14 protein-coding genes and 1 riboswitch are annotated in these 16307 nt (G+C 61.0%); of the genes, 8 read left to right on the forward strand and 6 right to left on the reverse strand.

Annotated features, from left to right (window positions below; genetic code table 11):
* Positions 1 to 117: 117 nt before the first annotated feature.
* Positions 118 to 2115 (reverse strand): transketolase, encoded by a 1998-nt coding sequence (gene tkt / locus C9383_RS21485; RefSeq protein WP_090368286.1) that lies wholly within the window; start codon positions 2113 to 2115, stop codon positions 118 to 120.
* A gap of 272 nt (positions 2116 to 2387) precedes the next feature.
* Here tkt and C9383_RS21490 point away from each other — a divergent pair, with 272 nt between their 5' ends.
* The 5 genes from C9383_RS21490 to C9383_RS21510 all read left to right on the forward strand — a co-directional run bounded on the left by C9383_RS21490 (position 2388) and on the right by C9383_RS21510 (position 7390).
* A complete protein-coding gene (locus C9383_RS21490) occupies positions 2388 to 3383 on the forward strand; it encodes an ArsR/SmtB family transcription factor (protein WP_090368284.1) in 996 nt (331 codons plus the stop codon).
* A gap of 19 nt (positions 3384 to 3402) precedes the next feature.
* Positions 3403 to 4593 (forward strand): methionine adenosyltransferase, encoded by a 1191-nt coding sequence (metK, locus tag C9383_RS21495; RefSeq protein ID WP_060753409.1) that lies wholly within the window; start codon positions 3403 to 3405, stop codon positions 4591 to 4593.
* A 221-nt stretch (positions 4594 to 4814) separates the two neighbouring features.
* Positions 4815 to 5165, forward strand: a complete 351-nt coding sequence (locus C9383_RS21500) for a hypothetical protein (RefSeq protein ID WP_090368282.1) — start codon at positions 4815 to 4817, stop codon at positions 5163 to 5165.
* Between the two features lie 95 nt (positions 5166 to 5260).
* On the forward strand, positions 5261 to 6925 hold the full coding sequence (gene ligB / locus C9383_RS21505) for an NAD-dependent DNA ligase LigB (RefSeq protein ID WP_090368280.1): 1665 nt from the start codon (positions 5261 to 5263) through the stop codon (positions 6923 to 6925).
* Between the two features lie 69 nt (positions 6926 to 6994).
* Positions 6995 to 7390: a DUF1090 domain-containing protein gene (locus tag C9383_RS21510; protein ID WP_060753412.1), complete on the forward strand. Its 396-nt coding sequence runs from the start codon at positions 6995 to 6997 to the stop codon at positions 7388 to 7390.
* Between the two features lie 6 nt (positions 7391 to 7396).
* Here C9383_RS21510 and C9383_RS21515 read toward each other — a convergent pair whose 3' ends face one another.
* Positions 7397 to 7846, reverse strand: a complete 450-nt coding sequence (locus C9383_RS21515; RefSeq protein WP_090368278.1) for a c-type cytochrome — start codon at positions 7844 to 7846, stop codon at positions 7397 to 7399.
* A gap of 128 nt (positions 7847 to 7974) precedes the next feature.
* Here C9383_RS21515 and mltA point away from each other — a divergent pair, with 128 nt between their 5' ends.
* Positions 7975 to 9156: a murein transglycosylase A gene (gene mltA / locus C9383_RS21520; RefSeq protein WP_090368276.1), complete on the forward strand. Its 1182-nt coding sequence runs from the start codon at positions 7975 to 7977 to the stop codon at positions 9154 to 9156.
* Between the two features lie 134 nt (positions 9157 to 9290).
* Here mltA and C9383_RS21525 read toward each other — a convergent pair whose 3' ends face one another.
* Positions 9291 to 9677 (reverse strand): MAPEG family protein, encoded by a 387-nt coding sequence (locus tag C9383_RS21525; RefSeq protein ID WP_060753415.1) that lies wholly within the window; start codon positions 9675 to 9677, stop codon positions 9291 to 9293.
* Positions 9678 to 9861: 184 nt separating this feature from the next.
* Between C9383_RS21525 and C9383_RS21530 the strand changes: the two genes are divergently transcribed.
* A complete protein-coding gene (locus tag C9383_RS21530) occupies positions 9862 to 11121 on the forward strand; it encodes a cation:proton antiporter (protein WP_090368274.1) in 1260 nt (419 codons plus the stop codon).
* On the opposite strand, the gene C9383_RS21535 is transcribed toward C9383_RS21530, so the two are convergent.
* From C9383_RS21535 to C9383_RS21545, 3 genes are all read right to left on the reverse strand, one after another.
* The gene (locus C9383_RS21535) at positions 11115 to 12002 is read right to left on the reverse strand and encodes a formate/nitrite transporter family protein (protein WP_090368272.1); all 888 of its coding nucleotides are present in this window, start codon (positions 12000 to 12002) and stop codon (positions 11115 to 11117) included. The genes C9383_RS21530 and C9383_RS21535 overlap by 7 nt on opposite strands.
* A 72-nt stretch (positions 12003 to 12074) precedes the next feature.
* On the reverse strand, positions 12075 to 13973 hold the full coding sequence (locus C9383_RS21540; RefSeq protein WP_090368270.1) for a patatin-like phospholipase family protein: 1899 nt from the start codon (positions 13971 to 13973) through the stop codon (positions 12075 to 12077).
* Positions 13974 to 14062: 89 nt separating this feature from the next.
* Positions 14063 to 14467 carry an acyl-CoA thioesterase gene (locus tag C9383_RS21545; RefSeq protein WP_060753419.1) on the reverse strand — a complete coding sequence of 135 codons (405 nt, stop codon included), beginning with the start codon at positions 14465 to 14467 and terminating at the stop codon, positions 14063 to 14065.
* A gap of 198 nt (positions 14468 to 14665) precedes the next feature.
* A riboswitch (S-adenosyl-L-homocysteine riboswitch) is annotated at positions 14666 to 14772 on the forward strand.
* 21 nt (positions 14773 to 14793) lie between these two features.
* Here C9383_RS21545 and ahcY point away from each other — a divergent pair.
* Complete coding sequence (ahcY, locus tag C9383_RS21550) at positions 14794 to 16203, forward strand: adenosylhomocysteinase (RefSeq protein WP_060753420.1); 1410 nt, start codon at positions 14794 to 14796, stop codon at positions 16201 to 16203.
* Positions 16204 to 16307: the final 104 nt, after the last annotated feature.

The raw sequence follows: 16307 nt of genomic DNA on the forward strand, positions 1-16307 counted from the left end.
ACCGGTTGACGAAGTGTATCTGACACATATCGATCGCACGGTTTGGGGCCGCTTCGCAGCCCAGCGGGAGCAAGCTCCCTCGCCACAACAAGCTCGCTCCTACAAGGAGACGTGCTTTTAGTCTTCCAGCAGCTCTTCAGCCTGGCCCAGGATGTTCTCCAGGGTGAAGCCGAACTCTTCGAACAGTGCTGGCGCCGGCGCCGACTCACCGTAGGTGGTCATGCCGATCACACGGCCTTCCAGGCCCACGTACTTGTACCAGTAGTCGGCGTGAGCCGCTTCGATGGCAATGCGCGCGCCGACTTGCAGCGGCAATACCGATTGCTTGTAGCTCGCGTCCTGGGCTTCGAACACGCTGGTGCAAGGCATCGAAACAACACGAACCTTGCGGCCTTGCTCGGTCAGCTTGTCATAAGCCTGAACCGTGAGACCCACTTCGGAACCGGTGGAGATCAGGATCAGTTCCGGCTCGCCGGCGCAGTCCTTGAGCACGTAGCCGCCGCGGCTGATGTCGGCGATCTGCGCGTCGGTACGCACCTGGTGCTGCAGGTTCTGACGCGAGAAGATCAGCGCCGATGGGCCGTCCTTGCGCTCGATCGCATGCTTCCAGGCCACCGCGGATTCCACCGCGTCGGCAGGGCGCCAGGTGTCCAGGTTCGGCGTGGTGCGCAGGCTGGTCAGTTGCTCGACCGGCTGGTGCGTCGGGCCGTCTTCGCCCAGGCCGATGGAGTCGTGGGTGTACACATGGATCACACGCTTCTTCATCAGCGCGGCCATGCGCACGGCGTTGCGTGCGTATTCCATGAACATCAGGAAGGTCGCGCCGTAAGGCACCAGGCCGCCGTGCAGCGACACGCCGTTCATGATGGCGCTCATGCCGAATTCGCGCACGCCGTAGTACATGTAGTTGCCGCTGGCATCTTCAGCCGAGACACCTTTGCAACCTTTCCACAGGGTCAGGTTGGAACCGGCCAGGTCAGCCGAACCGCCGAGGATCTCAGGCAGCAGCGGGCCGAAGGCATTCAGGGTGTTCTGGCTGGCTTTACGGCTGGCGATGGTCTCGCCCTTGGCCGCGACTTCGGCGATGTAGGCCGAGGCTTTTTCCGCGAAATCGGCAGGCAGGTCACCGGCCAGGCGGCGTACCAGTTCGTTGGCCAACTCAGGGAACTGAGCGGAGTAGGCAGCAAAACGCTGATCCCATTCGGCTTCAGTGGCCAGACCTTTTTCCTTGGCGTCCCATTCGGCATAGATGTCGGCAGGAATTTCAAAGGGGCCGTGGTTCCACTTCAGCGCTTCGCGGGTCAAGGCGATTTCCGCGTCACCCAGCGGGGCGCCGTGGCAGTCTTCCTTGCCTTGCTTGTTCGGCGAGCCGAAACCGATGGTGGTCTTGCAGCATATCAGGGTTGGCTGCGCGCTCTTGCGAGCGGTGTCGATAGCGGTCTTGATTTCTTCCGGGTCGTGGCCGTCGACGTTGCGGATCACCTGCCAGTTGTAGGCTTCGAAACGCTTCGGGGTGTCATCGGTGAACCAGCCTTCGACTTCGCCGTCGATGGAGATGCCGTTGTCATCGTAGAAGGCAATCAGCTTGCCCAGGCCCAGGGTGCCGGCCAGGGAAGCGACTTCGTGGGAAATGCCTTCCATCATGCAGCCATCACCCAGGAACACATAGGTGTGGTGGTCGACGATGTCGTGGCCAGGGCGGTTGAACTGTGCGCCCAGCACTTTTTCAGCCAGTGCGAAGCCGACGGCGTTCGCCAGGCCCTGGCCCAGGGGGCCGGTGGTGGTCTCCACGCCTGGGGTGTAGCCGAATTCCGGGTGGCCCGGAGTGCGGCTGTGCAGCTGGCGGAAGCTCTTGAGGTCATCGATGGTGACGTCGTAGCCGGTCAGGTGCAGCAGCGAGTAGATCAGCATCGAGCCATGGCCGTTGGACAGCACGAAGCGGTCACGGTCGGCGAACGACGGGTTGCTCGGGTTGTGCTTCAGGTAGTCACGCCAAAGTACCTCGGCGATATCCGCCATGCCCATCGGGGCACCGGGATGGCCGCTGTTGGCTTTTTGCACGGCATCCATGCTGAGGGCACGAATGGCGTTGGCACGCTCACGACGGCTGGGCATCGCTGATCTCCTGGGGATTTTGAATAGACAATGAATAAAAGAAACGGAAAAAAGGACCGGCATTTTCCCTCAGCCACCGCCTGCGGGCAATGACAGATAGTCACTTGGCGGTGTTTTTCCTGTGCTTTAAGCGGCAATCGCCTGCAGAAACCTTTCACCGGTTCGTCCCAAGACTATACCGACTGCTTATAACCGCCACTTATCGTTCAATATCAAAACTTTTTGATATTGACCTTGCGGGGACCTCCCCCCACCACTAGACTGCTGGCCTTATGAACCTACCCGTGCCCTCCCTGCGCCCCGACGACGGCGATGAACTGGCAGCCTTGTGCAAGGCCGCTGGCGATCCGTTGCGCCTGAACGTATTGCGTGCACTGGCCAACGACTCCTTCGGCGTACTGGAACTGGCGCAGATCTTCGCCATCGGCCAGTCGGGCATGAGCCACCACTTGAAGGTGCTGGCCCAGGCCGAACTGGTGGCCACCCGTCGTGAAGGCAATGCGATCTTCTACCGCCGCGCCTTGCCCCACACCGAGCTGCTCGGCGGCAAGTTGCACGCGGCCTTGCTGGAGGAAGTGGACAACCTCGGGCTGCCGACGGATGTACAGGCGCGTATCGCTCAAGTGCACGGGCAACGCGCCGCTGCCAGCCAGGACTTTTTCTCACGGGTAGCCGAGAAGTTTCGCGCCCAGCAGGACCTGATCGCCGGTTTGCCCCAGTACCGCGAGAGCGTACTGGCGTTGTTGGACAAGCTGAGCTTCAGTGAAGAGGCGAGCGCACTGGAAGTCGGCCCTGGCGATGGCGGTTTCCTGCCGGAGCTGGCGCGCCGCTTCAAGCAGGTCAACGCGCTGGACAACAGCCCGGCCATGCTCGAGCTGGCGCGGCAGTTATGCGAGCGCGAAGCACTGGGCAATGTCAGCCTGCAGTTGGCTGACGCCCTGAATCACACCAACCTGCGGGCCGACTGCGTGGTACTGAACATGGTCTTGCACCATTTCGCCGCCCCCGCCGACGCCCTCAAGCAAATGGCCGGGTTGCTGCACCCCGGCGGTAGCCTGCTGGTTACGGATCTATGCAGCCACAACCAGAATTGGGCCAGGGAGGCCTGCGGTGATCTCTGGTTGGGTTTTGAACAGGACGATCTGGCCCGTTGGGCCACCGCTGCGGGACTCGTTCCCGGGGAAAGCCTCTATGTAGGTTTACGTAATGGTTTCCAGATCCAGGTTCGCCACTTTCAGCGACCGGCTGGCGACACTCACCATCGGTAAATATCAGGAAAACATCGAGATGAGCGAATACTCCCTTTTCACCTCCGAGTCCGTGTCTGAAGGGCATCCGGACAAAATCGCCGACCAGATTTCTGATGCGGTGCTGGACGCCATCATTGCTCAAGACAAGTTCGCCCGCGTGGCGTGCGAGACCCTGGTGAAAACCGGTGTAGCGATCATCGCTGGCGAAGTGACCACTTCGGCCTGGGTCGACCTGGAGCAGATCGTCCGTGATGTGATCACCGACATCGGCTACAACAGCTCCGACGTCGGCTTCGACGGCGCCACTTGCGGCGTGATGAACATCATCGGCAAGCAGTCCCCCGACATCAACCAGGGCGTGGACCGTGCCAAGCCGGAAGATCAAGGCGCGGGCGACCAGGGCCTGATGTTCGGCTACGCCAGCAACGAGACCGACGTGCTGATGCCGGCGCCGATCACCTTCTCGCACCAGTTGGTACAGCGCCAGGCCGAAGCCCGTAAATCCGGCCTGCTGCCATGGCTGCGCCCGGACGCCAAATCCCAAGTGACCTGCCGCTACGACGGCGGCAAGGTGGTCGGGATCGACGCTGTTGTATTGTCGACCCAGCACAACCCGGACGTGTCCTACGCCGACCTGCGTGAAGGCGTGATGGAACTGATCGTCAAGCACGTGCTGCCTGCCGAATTGCTGAGCAAAGACACCCAGTTCCACATCAACCCAACCGGCCAGTTCATCATCGGTGGCCCGGTGGGCGACTGCGGCCTCACCGGTCGCAAGATCATCGTCGACAGCTACGGCGGCATGGCCCGTCACGGCGGTGGCGCGTTCTCGGGCAAAGACCCATCCAAGGTTGACCGCTCGGCGGCCTACGCCGGTCGTTACGTGGCCAAGAACATCGTCGCCGCCGGCCTGGCCGAGCGTTGCGAGATTCAAGTGTCCTACGCCATCGGTGTAGCGCAGCCTACGTCGATCTCGCTGAATACTTTCGGCACCGGCAAGATCAGCGACGACAAGATCATCAAGCTGGTACGCGAAATCTTCGACCTGCGCCCTTACGCGATCACCACCATGCTCGACCTGCTGCATCCGATGTACCAGGAAACCGCAGCCTATGGCCACTTCGGCCGTACACCTGCACAGAAGACCGTCGGCGACGACACCTTCACCACCTTCACCTGGGAAAAAACCGACCGCGCCAACGACCTGCGCACCGCTGCCGGTTTGTAATCCTTCGCGGTACTCAAAGCCCCACCGGGTTAGCCCGGCGGGGCTTTTTATTGCCCGCAGGTTTACGCACAACGGTCACATATTTTGGATCCAAACCTTGCAGGCCAAATAATGGCCCTCTAGAATCCGCGCCCTCTCGGGCCCTTCACCTCCATCTGGATATTGCACTGCGCCCGCCCGGGACGGATAAGCGCGCAGGCAATCGAACATTGAGGTTTTTCATGCGCATTTCCACGCTCGCCCCTGCCGCCGTTCTGCTCAGCCTGTTCACCCTGCCGGCTCACGCCGCAGACCTGAGCGCACTGAGCGGTGCCCTGAGCTCCCAACTGGGCGGCGGTAATTCCGGCGATTGCCAGCAACACGCCAAAGACCTGCAAGCCAAGATCGATGCCGCCGACGCCCAGAACGACGTTTTGAAAGTGAAGGCCTTTGAGGCTGCGCTGGAACAAGTCAACAAAGGTTGCAACAAACTCGCCGAATCCCAGGCCAAAGTCGACGCCAGCCAGCAAAAGCAGCAGGCCAAGGCACAGAACAACGACGCGGTGAAAGCCTTGGGCGGGCTGTTCAAGTAAGCCGAAACACCCAGTAAAAAGCCCCGCTCGTTCGGGGCTTTTTTGTGGCTGCGTGGATCACTTAGGCTGGGCACCCTTTTCGAGCAAGGATGCTCATGATGCGCTTGCTGATGGTTTTACTGCTGAGTGCTCTACCTTTTTGGGCCACGGCCGAAGACTGCACCGACCGGACCCGCTCACAGTTCGACGCCCTGGCCAGGCAAATACACCTGTGGGATGACCGTTACCACCGCCTCGGCCAATCCCCCGTCAGTGACGAGCTCTACGACCAGGCCCGCCAGCGCCTGAGCCGGTGGCGCGAATGTTTTCCCCAACCCACACCGGACACCGACTCACCCCTGGCCAGTTCACGGGGCACGCAGCCTCATCCGGTGGTACACACCGGCCTCGAAAAGTTGCTGGATGAATCGGCCGTCGGCGACTGGCTTGGGCACCGCCAAGACGTCTGGATTCAACCCAAGGTCGACGGCGTGGCGGTGACATTGGTGTATCGCAGCGGGCGCTTGAGCCAAGTCATCAGTCGCGGCGATGGCGTGCTCGGCCAGGACTGGTCCGCCTCCGCCAGCAAGATCGCCGCGATCGTCCAGCAACTGCCGGAGCCCATCGATGTCGTGTTGCAAGGCGAGCTTTACTGGCGCCTGCATGCACACGTGCAGTCGGAACATGGCGGGCTCAATGCCCGCAGCAAAGTAGCCGGCCTGATGAACCGCCACCAGTTGAGTGACGTCGAAGCCGCCGGAATCGGCCTTTTCGTCTGGGCCTGGCCAGAAGGCCCGGCCAGCTTCTCCGAGCGCCTGGCGACCCTGGCACGCTGGGGTTTCAGCGACAGCGAACGTTACAGCCACCCTATCAAGCACATCAGCGAAGCCGCGCATTGGCGCACTTATTGGTACAACCAACCTCTACCCTTCGCCAGCGATGGCGTGGTGCTGCACCAGGTCGCGCGCGCACCCGCCGAACGCTGGCAAGTCGCCGCACCTTACTGGGCAGTCGCCTGGAAATACCCGGCCGCCAAGGCCCTGGCACTGGTCCGCAAGGTGCAATTCAAGATCGGTCGCACGGGGCGCATCACTCCCATTCTGGAACTGGAACCCGTGCGCCTGGATGATCGGCAGATCAGCCGGGTCAGCGTCGGCTCCCTGAAGCGCTGGCAAACCCTGGATATCCGCCCCGGAGACCAGGTGTCCATCAGCCTGGCCGGCCAGGTGATCCCCCGTTTGGACGAAGTCATCCTGCGCAACGAGGCCCGAGTGCAAGTGCAAGTCCCCGACGCCCACGCGTTCCATGCCTTGAGCTGCTGGCAACTGGACCCCGGCTGCGAGGAGCAGTTGCTCGCGCGCCTGACCTGGCTCAGCAGCAACCAGGGCCTGGCTTTACCGCATATGGGCCGCGAGACCTGGAACATATTGATCCAGGCCGGTCTAATCGCAGGCTTTCTCGATTGGTTAACCCTGGATGCGACAGAGCTTGCTAACATTGACGGCTTCGGCGACCGCAGCCGTACGCGGCTGCTCGACAACATCCACAGCGCCCGGCAACGCCCTTTTGCACAATGGCTCAAAGCCCTGGGCGTACCGCCCTCGGCACGCAACAACCTGGAAGGCGGCTGGCATACCCTGGCTGCCCGGGACACACAAGCCTGGCTCGCCACCGACGGCATAGGCCCGGGTCGCGCCGCGCAACTCAGCGCTTTTTTTCACGACCCGCAAGTGCAGGCGCTGGCTCAAACATTACGTACGGCCGGAATAGACGGGTTTTGAACCCAGGCCAACTACTTTTAACCCCGGCAGAATTCATCCTGCCATCGGATCGCGACTTTGGAGTTCCACATGAATTTTTTCGCACCCCTCGCCCTATTGACCGCCGCAAGCTTCATGACCACACCGTTGCTGGCAGCCGAAGAAGACTCACCACTCACCGGCTGCGCCGCCAAGCGCCAGGCCATCAGCACGCAGATCGAACAAGCCAAGGTGCACGGCAACAGCGAGCAGCAGGCTGGCCTGGAAAAAGCCCTGAGCGAAGTCACCACCCACTGCACTGACGCCTCCTTGCGCAAAGAGCGTGAAAACAAAGTGCTAGACGCCAAGCACGAAGTCAGCCGCCGTCAGGCCGACCTCGACAAGGCGATGAAAAAGGGCGACGCCGACAAGATCAACAAGCGCAAGGACAAGCTCGCCGACTCGCGCAAAGAACTGCAGGACGCCGTGGAAGAACTCGACAAATAAAACCGGTCAGTGGTCTCGGAACTGCTTATGGCAGGCGGTACAGGCATCTTCGACCTTCTGTACGGCGGGCCCCAGGTTGCTGGCTTTGTAAGGCTGGACTTGGCTGGCGATCACCAGCTCACCGGTGGCCACCTCAAGGTTACGCGCCAGTTCCTGGAAACGGGCCTGTTGTTGCCACACGTTATCCTTGGCGCTGGTATGGTCTTCTTCACGCACGCTTGGGAAATGTTTCCACGGTTCGTGGGACAACGCGTCCAGCTTGACCGCACCTTCGGCAAACTTTGCGCCGTCGAACGGAATGCGTCCGCGCAACATGCCACCCAGGTCTTCGCCGGTCTTGAGCATCTGCTTGAAGATCGCCTTGCGCTGACCCAGCGGCGAGTTCGGATCAACACCGCCACAGGCGGACAACGTCAGGCAGGCCAGCAATACCACGGTCAGTTTTTTAAAAGTCATGATGGCTTCAAGGTCACGGGAACGGCGGCCAGTATCCTCGCCCCGCCCGCAAAGACCAATAGCCCTATTAATAATAAGGGTTGCCCGCTGGCGTGAATGCACGGGTGACCGCTTCAGGAATTGCTTGTATGAATCTCACTTTCAAACCTTGGAACCGCCTGGCGTGGGCTCTGCCGATCATCGCGCTGCTGGCGGGCTGTGACGGCGGCAAAGACGCCAATCAACCGCAAGCCCCCAAACCCCATGCCATCGCCACTTATGTGAGCGCGCCGTGGGAAGCCTTGCCAAGCGTGTCCGACAGCGACCTGCTGGCCGGTTTTGAATCCTGGCGCAGTGCCTGCCAACGCCTCAAGGCCGACCCGGTGTGGGGTGCGACCTGTGCGGCCGCAGTGAGCGTGCCGGGCAATGCCGAGGCGGTTCGCGGTTTTCTCAAGGAACGCCTGGATGTATTTGGCCTGCGCTCGGCCGACAACACTCCGAACGGCCTGATCACCGGCTACTACGAGCCGGTCTACCCCGGCAGCCTGACCGAAACCGCCACGGCCCATGTGCCGGTATATGGTGTGCCGGACGACCTGATCATCGTCAACCTGGAAAGTATCTACCCCGAACTCAAGGGCAAGCGCCTGCGTGGTCGCCTGGAAGGTCGCGTACTCAAGCCCTATGACGACGCCGGCACCCTCAACAGCCAAGGCTCGACCGCCAAGCCGATTGCCTGGCTAACCAACCCAATGGACCTGCAGTTCCTGCAAATCCAGGGCTCGGGGCGTATTCAACTGGCAGGCGGGCGCCAGCTACGCGTGGGTTACGGCGACCAGAACGGCTACCCCTATCGCCCGATCGGACGCTGGCTGGTAGAGCAAGGCGAACTGAAAAAGGACGATGTGACCATGGGCGCCATCAGCGCCTGGGCCAAGGCCCATCCACAGCGCATTCCGGAACTGCTGGCGAGCAACCCCAGCTACGTGTTCTTCAGCGCCCGCCCCGACAGTAACGAAGGGCCACGGGGCTCTTTGAATGTGCCGTTGACGGCCGGTTATAGCGTGGCCGTTGATCGCAAGGTCATTCCGCTCGGCAGCCTGTTGTGGCTGTCGACGACCAAACCCGATGGTTCACCGATCTCAAGGCCTGTCGCCGCGCAAGACACGGGCGGTGCGATCACCGGTGAAGTGCGTGCGGACTTGTTCTGGGGCACGGGGGATGCGGCGGGTGAACTGGCCGGGAACATGAAGCAACAGGGGCAGATCTGGATGTTGTGGCCTAAAGGTGCTGCATTGCCACAGGTGCCGGACGCACCAGCCGGCACCTGATGCTGACCTGTGGCGAGGCCGCCCCAAACCAGGCACCTGAGCTCTGCCTGGAAGAACGCGGGCCTGGATTAGGGCGGCTTCGCCACTCAGCGCGGGGCAAGCCCGCTCACTACATCAGGGGTTTGCGTCGGGCGTCAGATCGAGACAAAGAAGAAACTCGCAATCAACGCCATGCCCACGAACCACACCAGCGAACGCAACATCGCCCAGTCCGCCAGGTAGCAAATGATGTACAGCAGGCGACTGGTGATAAACAACACGGCCAGCACGTTGATCGTCACCAGCGACGCCGTACCGGCCAGGTGCGCAATAATCACCGCCGCGGCGAATGCCGGCGTCACCTCGAAGCTGTTCAGTTGTGCGTTGTGGGCGCGTCTGGCTACCCCTTCCAGGGTATCCAGGAAGGCACGTGGGTCGTGGTTCTGCCGCGGTCCGAATTTGCCGCCGCTGAACTTGGCCACTCCCGTGCACAGGTAAGGTAGGAAAATCGCGATCAATACACACCAGAATGCCACCGTCATCACAGATTCCTTTTGTTGTTTTAACCAGCGGTTAGAGTTTTAGCACTAAACATTCGCGACCGCACTCACCCGCTATGAGCCCTGTCGAACCGAAAAGGTTCTATCCAGCGCTTGCAACATCCCACCGCTGCTGCGGTCCATCCACCCATTGACGAACGATCCAAACCACCTCCAAGGACCCCGGATGCTTGAACTTGTCGCCGCTTTCATTTGCCTCACCACACTGCTCACCTATGTGAACTTCCGTTTTATCGGCCTGCCGCCCACTATTGGCGTGATGGTCACGGCCCTGCTCTTCTCACTGATCCTGCAAGGGCTCAGCGTGCTCGGCTACCCTGGCCTGGAAGACCGCATCCAGCAACTGATCGGCCAGATCGACTTCGGCGACTTGCTGATGAACTGGATGCTGTCGTTCCTGTTGTTTGCCGGCGCCTTGCACGTCAACTTGAACGACCTGCGCAGTTACCGCTGGCCCATCGGCCTGCTGGCAACCTTCGGCGTGTTGATTGCTACCGTGGTGATCGGCAGCCTGGCGTATTACATCTTTGCCCTGTTTGGCTGGCACGTGAGCTTCCTCTACTGCCTGCTGTTCGGCGCGCTGATTTCCCCCACTGACCCGATTGCGGTGCTCGGCGTACTGCGTACCGCCAACGCTTCGAAACCCTTGAAAACCACCATCGTCGGCGAATCGTTGTTCAACGACGGCACAGCGGTCGTGGTGTTTACCGTATTGCTGGGCATCGCGCAGTTGGGCGAAACCCCGACCGTGGGTGCCACTGCCATGCTGTTCGCCCACGAGGCATTGGGTGGCGTGGTGTTCGGCGGCTTGATTGGTTACCTGGTGTACCTGATGATCAAAAGCATTGAACAGCATCAGGTCGAAGTGATGCTGACCCTCGCCCTGGTCATCGGCGGCTCGGCGATGGCCACCGAACTGCACGTCTCTGCACCGATTGCGATGGTGGTCGCGGGGCTGATCATCGGCAACCTGGGCCGCAAGCTGGCAATGAACGACATGACCCGGCGCTACCTGGACGGTTTCTGGGAACTGCTCGATGACATGCTCAACGCCCTGCTGTTTGCGCTGATCGGCATGGAGCTGTTACTGCTGCCGTTCAACTGGCTGCATGTATTCGCGGCAAGCTTGCTGGCCGTGGCGATCCTGCTGTCGCGCCTGCTGACGGTGGCTCCCGCGATCCTGCTGCTGCGTCGCTGGCGCAGCGTGCCGCGTGGCACCATCCGTATTCTCACCTGGGGCGGCTTGCGCGGCGGCGTTTCGGTGGCATTGGCCCTGGCCTTGCCGCTGGGCCCGGAACGCGACCTGTTGCTGAGCATCACCTACATCGTGGTGCTGTCATCGATCCTGCTGCAGGGCTTGAGCATCGGCAAGCTGGTCAAGCATGTGACCCAGGGCGAACCCGAGGCCACACCCGAACCTCACTGATCCTTGTTGATGGGCTGCGGATGCCTTGGGTCCGCAGCTTGTTTGCCGGGCAGGCTGCCTTCGCTGCGGATCTGCGCATGGCTGATCAACGCAAAGATGAAGCTGCCACCAATGATGTTGCCGGCCAAGGTCGGGCCGGCAAATACCAGCCAGAAGTCATGCCACGACAGTTCACCGGCAAACACGAGGTAGGACACTTCCGCCGACCCCACCACGATATGGGTGAAGTCGCCCAGCGCCATCAGGTAGGTGATCAGAACGATGATCCAGATCTTGGCGCTTTCCATCGACGGGATCATCCACACCATGGTGGCGATCATCCAGCCGGAAACGATGCCCTTGGCGAACATCTGGCCGGCGTCGTTCTCCATGATCTTGCGCCCGATCTCGAGGAAGGCAAGGTCGGTCTTGCTGTCGAAGATCGGCAAGTGAAGCATCACGTAGGCAACCAGCAAGGTGCCGCACAAGTTACCCACCAGCACCACGGACCACAGCCGCAGCAGCCGACCCGCATTGTTCAGCGTAGGTTTGCTCATCACCGGCAGCACGGCGGTCAGGGTGTTCTCGGTGAACAGTTGCTGGCGTGCCAGGATCACCGCGAGGAACCCCGCGCAATAGCCGAAACTGGCGATGACCTTGAAGGCTTCGCCCTCCGGCAGGCGCGAGTTGAGCAGCCCCATGGCCATCAATGACAACCCCATGGTCAACCCGGCTGCCAGCGCCGACCACCACAACGCCGCAACGTTGCGCTCCAGTTCCTGGTCGCCCTGGGTACGGATGATTTCATGCAACACAGCCGCGCGGGGCGGCTGGTTTTTGTCTACGTCCTGCTGCTCTTCCTGCGACAGGTTGGGGGTCTTGCCGTCTTCGGGGGTGGCCATGATCTACAGTGTCCTTAGGGGGTTCCTGTAGCTACGACACGCCGCAACGATGGCTGTTCAGTGGCACCGTATTTAAACCGGAATGCGCCAGGCCTTGGCCATTTCAACGGTGGTCGACCTGACCGGCTTGCTCCAGGGTTTATTGCGCGCACCGTAGTGCTCAATGATGCCGTCGAGTACGCGGTTGAACTCGGCGGGCGTGGTCGCATCGGCCAAGTCACGCGCCGAGCGCTGCAATAACTCAAGATTGGCCTTCGATTGGCCCGGGCGGTGCATTGAGGGGTAAATCACTTCACGCGTGAAATTCTCGGCTTTCACCGCGATATCGCGTCTTTTCATCTCAGCGACGGCACTGCTCATCACTTTGTACAGGGGCGAAGCTTGTTTGGCAGCCACCTGCAGCAACTGCTGGAAGTTGCGCTGGCCCGGCGCATTCAAGCGCTGCGCCAGCCACTCGATGTGCTCAGGTTTACGGGCCAGCGCGTCCAGGTTACGCAAGGCTGCCGCCACCTTGGGCGTGACCTTGAGGGCACCACCGGCTTGATTGGCCTCGCTGATGGCGCTGTCCAAGGCTTGCAAGGCTTGTTGTGCATGCCTGCGAAACATCATCACCTGTGCGGCAGCCGGGTCTTTCTGGAGTTCCGTTTGCACGCCGGCAAGCAATTCATCGTCCATCGCCAGCACCGCACTTTCCAATGAGGGAAACTCGTGCGCTTCACGCGCCTGCGCACGCTGATCCAGATGCCCTGCGACCGCTTGCCGGCTGCGTGCCTGCAGCTCCTGTTTCTGTTCGGGGGTCATGGTGAAGTTGACCGTACCGTTGAGCAGGCCGCGAAAGTCACCTTTGTTGGTTTTCAGCGGCAAGGTCACCGTCTGATCGCGATACGCCTTGAGTTGCTGCTCCTGATAAGCGCCCGCTGCGGCGTGGGGCGTACCGGTAAAGCGGTCGACCAAATGACTGAAGAATCCCCCACTTTTTTTCGGCCCTGCTGCTGCGGACTCAAACTCGACGACCAGCGACTCGGGCCGATTCAACGGGCCCTGCGCAACGGCGCCGCCGATCACCCCCGGCGCGGGCGTATTGACCAGCAGGCCACCGTCCTGAAACGCCGTAATCTGAGCCTGTGCCTGGAATTCATGGCCTTGCTCCTCAGGGCTTTTGAACAGCCCCGGCAAGGCACCCGAGATACGTGCTGCCCGGGCAATGTCCATATCCGGGGTGAGGCTGGCATTGAACACAACCAACTGCGGCCGCCCATCGAACATGCCCGTGCCGGTGATATTGAGTGACTTGATCGCCGGGATATGCCGGCTCAACACCTCCAGATCGCGGAACGTCGGCGCACCACCGGCTCTGAGCCTGGCGGCGATCTTCATCACCTCGGCGGGCGGCTTGGCCCCGGGCATTGCGGCGATATGGGCGAGGATCGACTTGCGCGACTCGTTGCGTATCATCTCCTCCAGCGGCGAGGCCTCGGTTTGCAGGCGCGGCAACAGGGTCAGCAGCAGTTGGGAAATGTTGCCGGCGGCGCCTGGCAGACGCCCGGCGAGCTTGCCAAGTTCGGAGCTGATGGTTTGCAGCCAGGCCGTCACCGGGTCCTGGCTATTGAGCAGGCTGGGCAGGTCGATACTGTTCGACAACTCACCGAACGCCTGCGCGCCCATGCCGCTGGCGATCAGGGTCGCGGAAATCGCTCCGGCCGATGAGCCGGAAATCACTTTGACGCCAGGGAGCTTGTTGGCCTGCTCGAGCGCCTGTAGCACTCCGGGGAAAGCGATACCCTTCGCACCGCCACCACTGAGCACAAGATGGCTCACCGCCGGCGGCGACAGAACCACTTTTACGCGGCCATCGCTGTAACGATGAAGGCTTAACTTGCGCGGGCCCACCTCCTTGAGCAGAGGCGTCTTCACCTCCTGTTCGAGCGCTTGAGGAAACGAAGATTGGACAGGCGAGGTTGACACTTTCATACACGGGGCTCTCTCTACAGGGTGTAGGCCTGAGTGATAAGAGAGCCACGCAAAGATCCTTACGGAATAACCCGGTAAAGATTCAACACCTACCCGGCGACGGCGTCGTCCTGGAACTGGTCCTTCACGTATTTGATCTCGGTACGCCCATGGGGCGCAGGCAAGCCATCTTCGCCGAGGTTGACGAACACCATTTTTTCCACGGTGAGGATACTTTTACGCGTGATCTTGTTGCGCACTTCACAGGTCAGGGTGATGGAGGTGCGGCCGAACTCGGTAGCCGTGATGCCCAGTTCGATGATGTCGCCCTGGCGCGAAGCGCTGACGAAGTTGATTTCGGAAATGTACTTGGTCACCACGCGCTGGTTGCCCAGTTGGACAATCGCGTAGATGGCCGCTTCTTCATCGATCCAGCGCAGCAGGCTGCCGCCGAACAGGGTGCCGTTGGGGTTGAGGTCTTCAGGTTTTACCCACTTGCGGGTGTGGAAGTTCATGGTCACTCCAAAGCGTCTTGCCGAATGATGGGTGACATCATGGCAGAGCCTGGGCTCTGGCTCTATGAGCCATTGCCTATCAACCCCATGAGCGATCTTCATATGACCGACGGAAAGGCTTGGGAAGTCAGGCGCACACGGCTATAATCGCCACCGTTTCAAAACGGTCATCTACGATTGATACCGTTCTCCCGCCACCTGTCCGAGGGGCGCTGCAGCAGGTTCAACCTGTCAGGCTCGGATGGGGCGTTGTCCGGCCTGGTTGCCCTGGCCTGATACTAAACGCACAACGGCGCCCATTCGCACACTACGAATGGAGGCTCTTCATGAGCGCTGTCAACACGCCTGCAGATTTCAACGACTACAAAGTCGCCGACATGTCCCTCGCTGCCTGGGGCCGTCGCGAAACCTTTATCGCCGAATCCGAAATGCCTGCCCTGATGGGCCTGCGTCGCAAGTACGCCGCTGAGCAGCCGCTCAAGGGCGCGAAGATTCTCGGCTGCATCCACATGACCATCCAGACTGCCGTGCTGATCGAAACCCTGGTTGCACTGGGTGCCGAAGTACGCTGGTCGTCCTGCAACATTTTCTCGACTCAAGACCAGGCCGCTGCCGCGATCGCTGCCGCCGGTATCCCGGTATTCGCCTGGAAAGGCGAGACCGAAGAAGAGTACGAGTGGTGCCTGGAGCAAACCATCCTCAAAGATGGCAAGCCTTGGGATGCCAACATGATCCTCGACGACGGCGGCGACCTGACCGAGCTGCTGCACAAGAAATACCCGGCCATCCTGGACCGCGTCCACGGCGTGACCGAAGAAACCACCACTGGCGTACACCGCCTGCTGGACATGCTGGCCAAGGGCGAGCTGAAAATCCCGGCCATCAACGTCAACGACTCGGTGACCAAAAGCAAGAACGACAACAAGTACGGCTGCCGTCACAGCCTGAACGACGCCATCAAGCGCGGCACCGACCACCTGCTGTCGGGCAAGCAAGCCCTGGTGATCGGCTACGGTGACGTGGGCAAGGGTTCGTCCCAGTCGCTGCGTCAGGAAGGCATGATCGTCAAAGTCTCCGAAGTCGACCCGATCTGCGCCATGCAAGCCTGCATGGACGGCTTCGAAGTGGTTTCGCCGTTTATCGATGGCGTCAATGACGGCACCGAAGCGAGCATCGACAAGGCCCTGCTGGGCAAGATCGATCTGATCGTCACCACGACCGGCAACGTGAATGTTTGCGACGCGAACATGCTCAAAGCCCTGAAGAAGCGTGCTGTTGTCTGCAACATCGGTCACTTCGACAACGAGATCGACACCGCTTTCATGCGCAAGAACTGGGCATGGGAAGAAGTGAAGCCGCAGGTACACAAGGTTCACCGTACCGGTGCCGGCGATTTCGACCCGCAGAACGACGACTACCTGATCCTGCTGGCTGAAGGCCGCCTGGTTAACCTGGGCAACGCCACCGGCCACCCAAGCCGCATCATGGACGGCTCGTTCGCCAACCAGGTACTGGCGCAGATCTTCCTGTTCGGCCAGAAGTACGCCGACCTGTCGCCGGCCCAGAAAGCCGAGCGCCTGACGGTAGAAGTACTGCCGAAGAAACTCGACGAAGAAGTGGCCCTGGAAATGGTCCGCGGCTTCGGCGGCGTTGTGACTCAACTGACCAAGACCCAGGCCGACTACATCGGCGTGACCGTTGAAGGTCCGTTCAAGCCGCACGCTTACCGCTACTAAGTAACCGCCCCTGCTTGCTGGGGGCGGGCTTGTTGTGGCGAGGGAGCTTGCTCCCGCTGGGCTGCGCAGCGGCCCCAAGGTTTTGGGAGCGCTTCGCACTCCAG

The organism is Pseudomonas palleroniana (genome assembly GCF_003031675.1).
GTDB lineage: Bacteria > Pseudomonadota > Gammaproteobacteria > Pseudomonadales > Pseudomonadaceae > Aquipseudomonas > Aquipseudomonas palleroniana.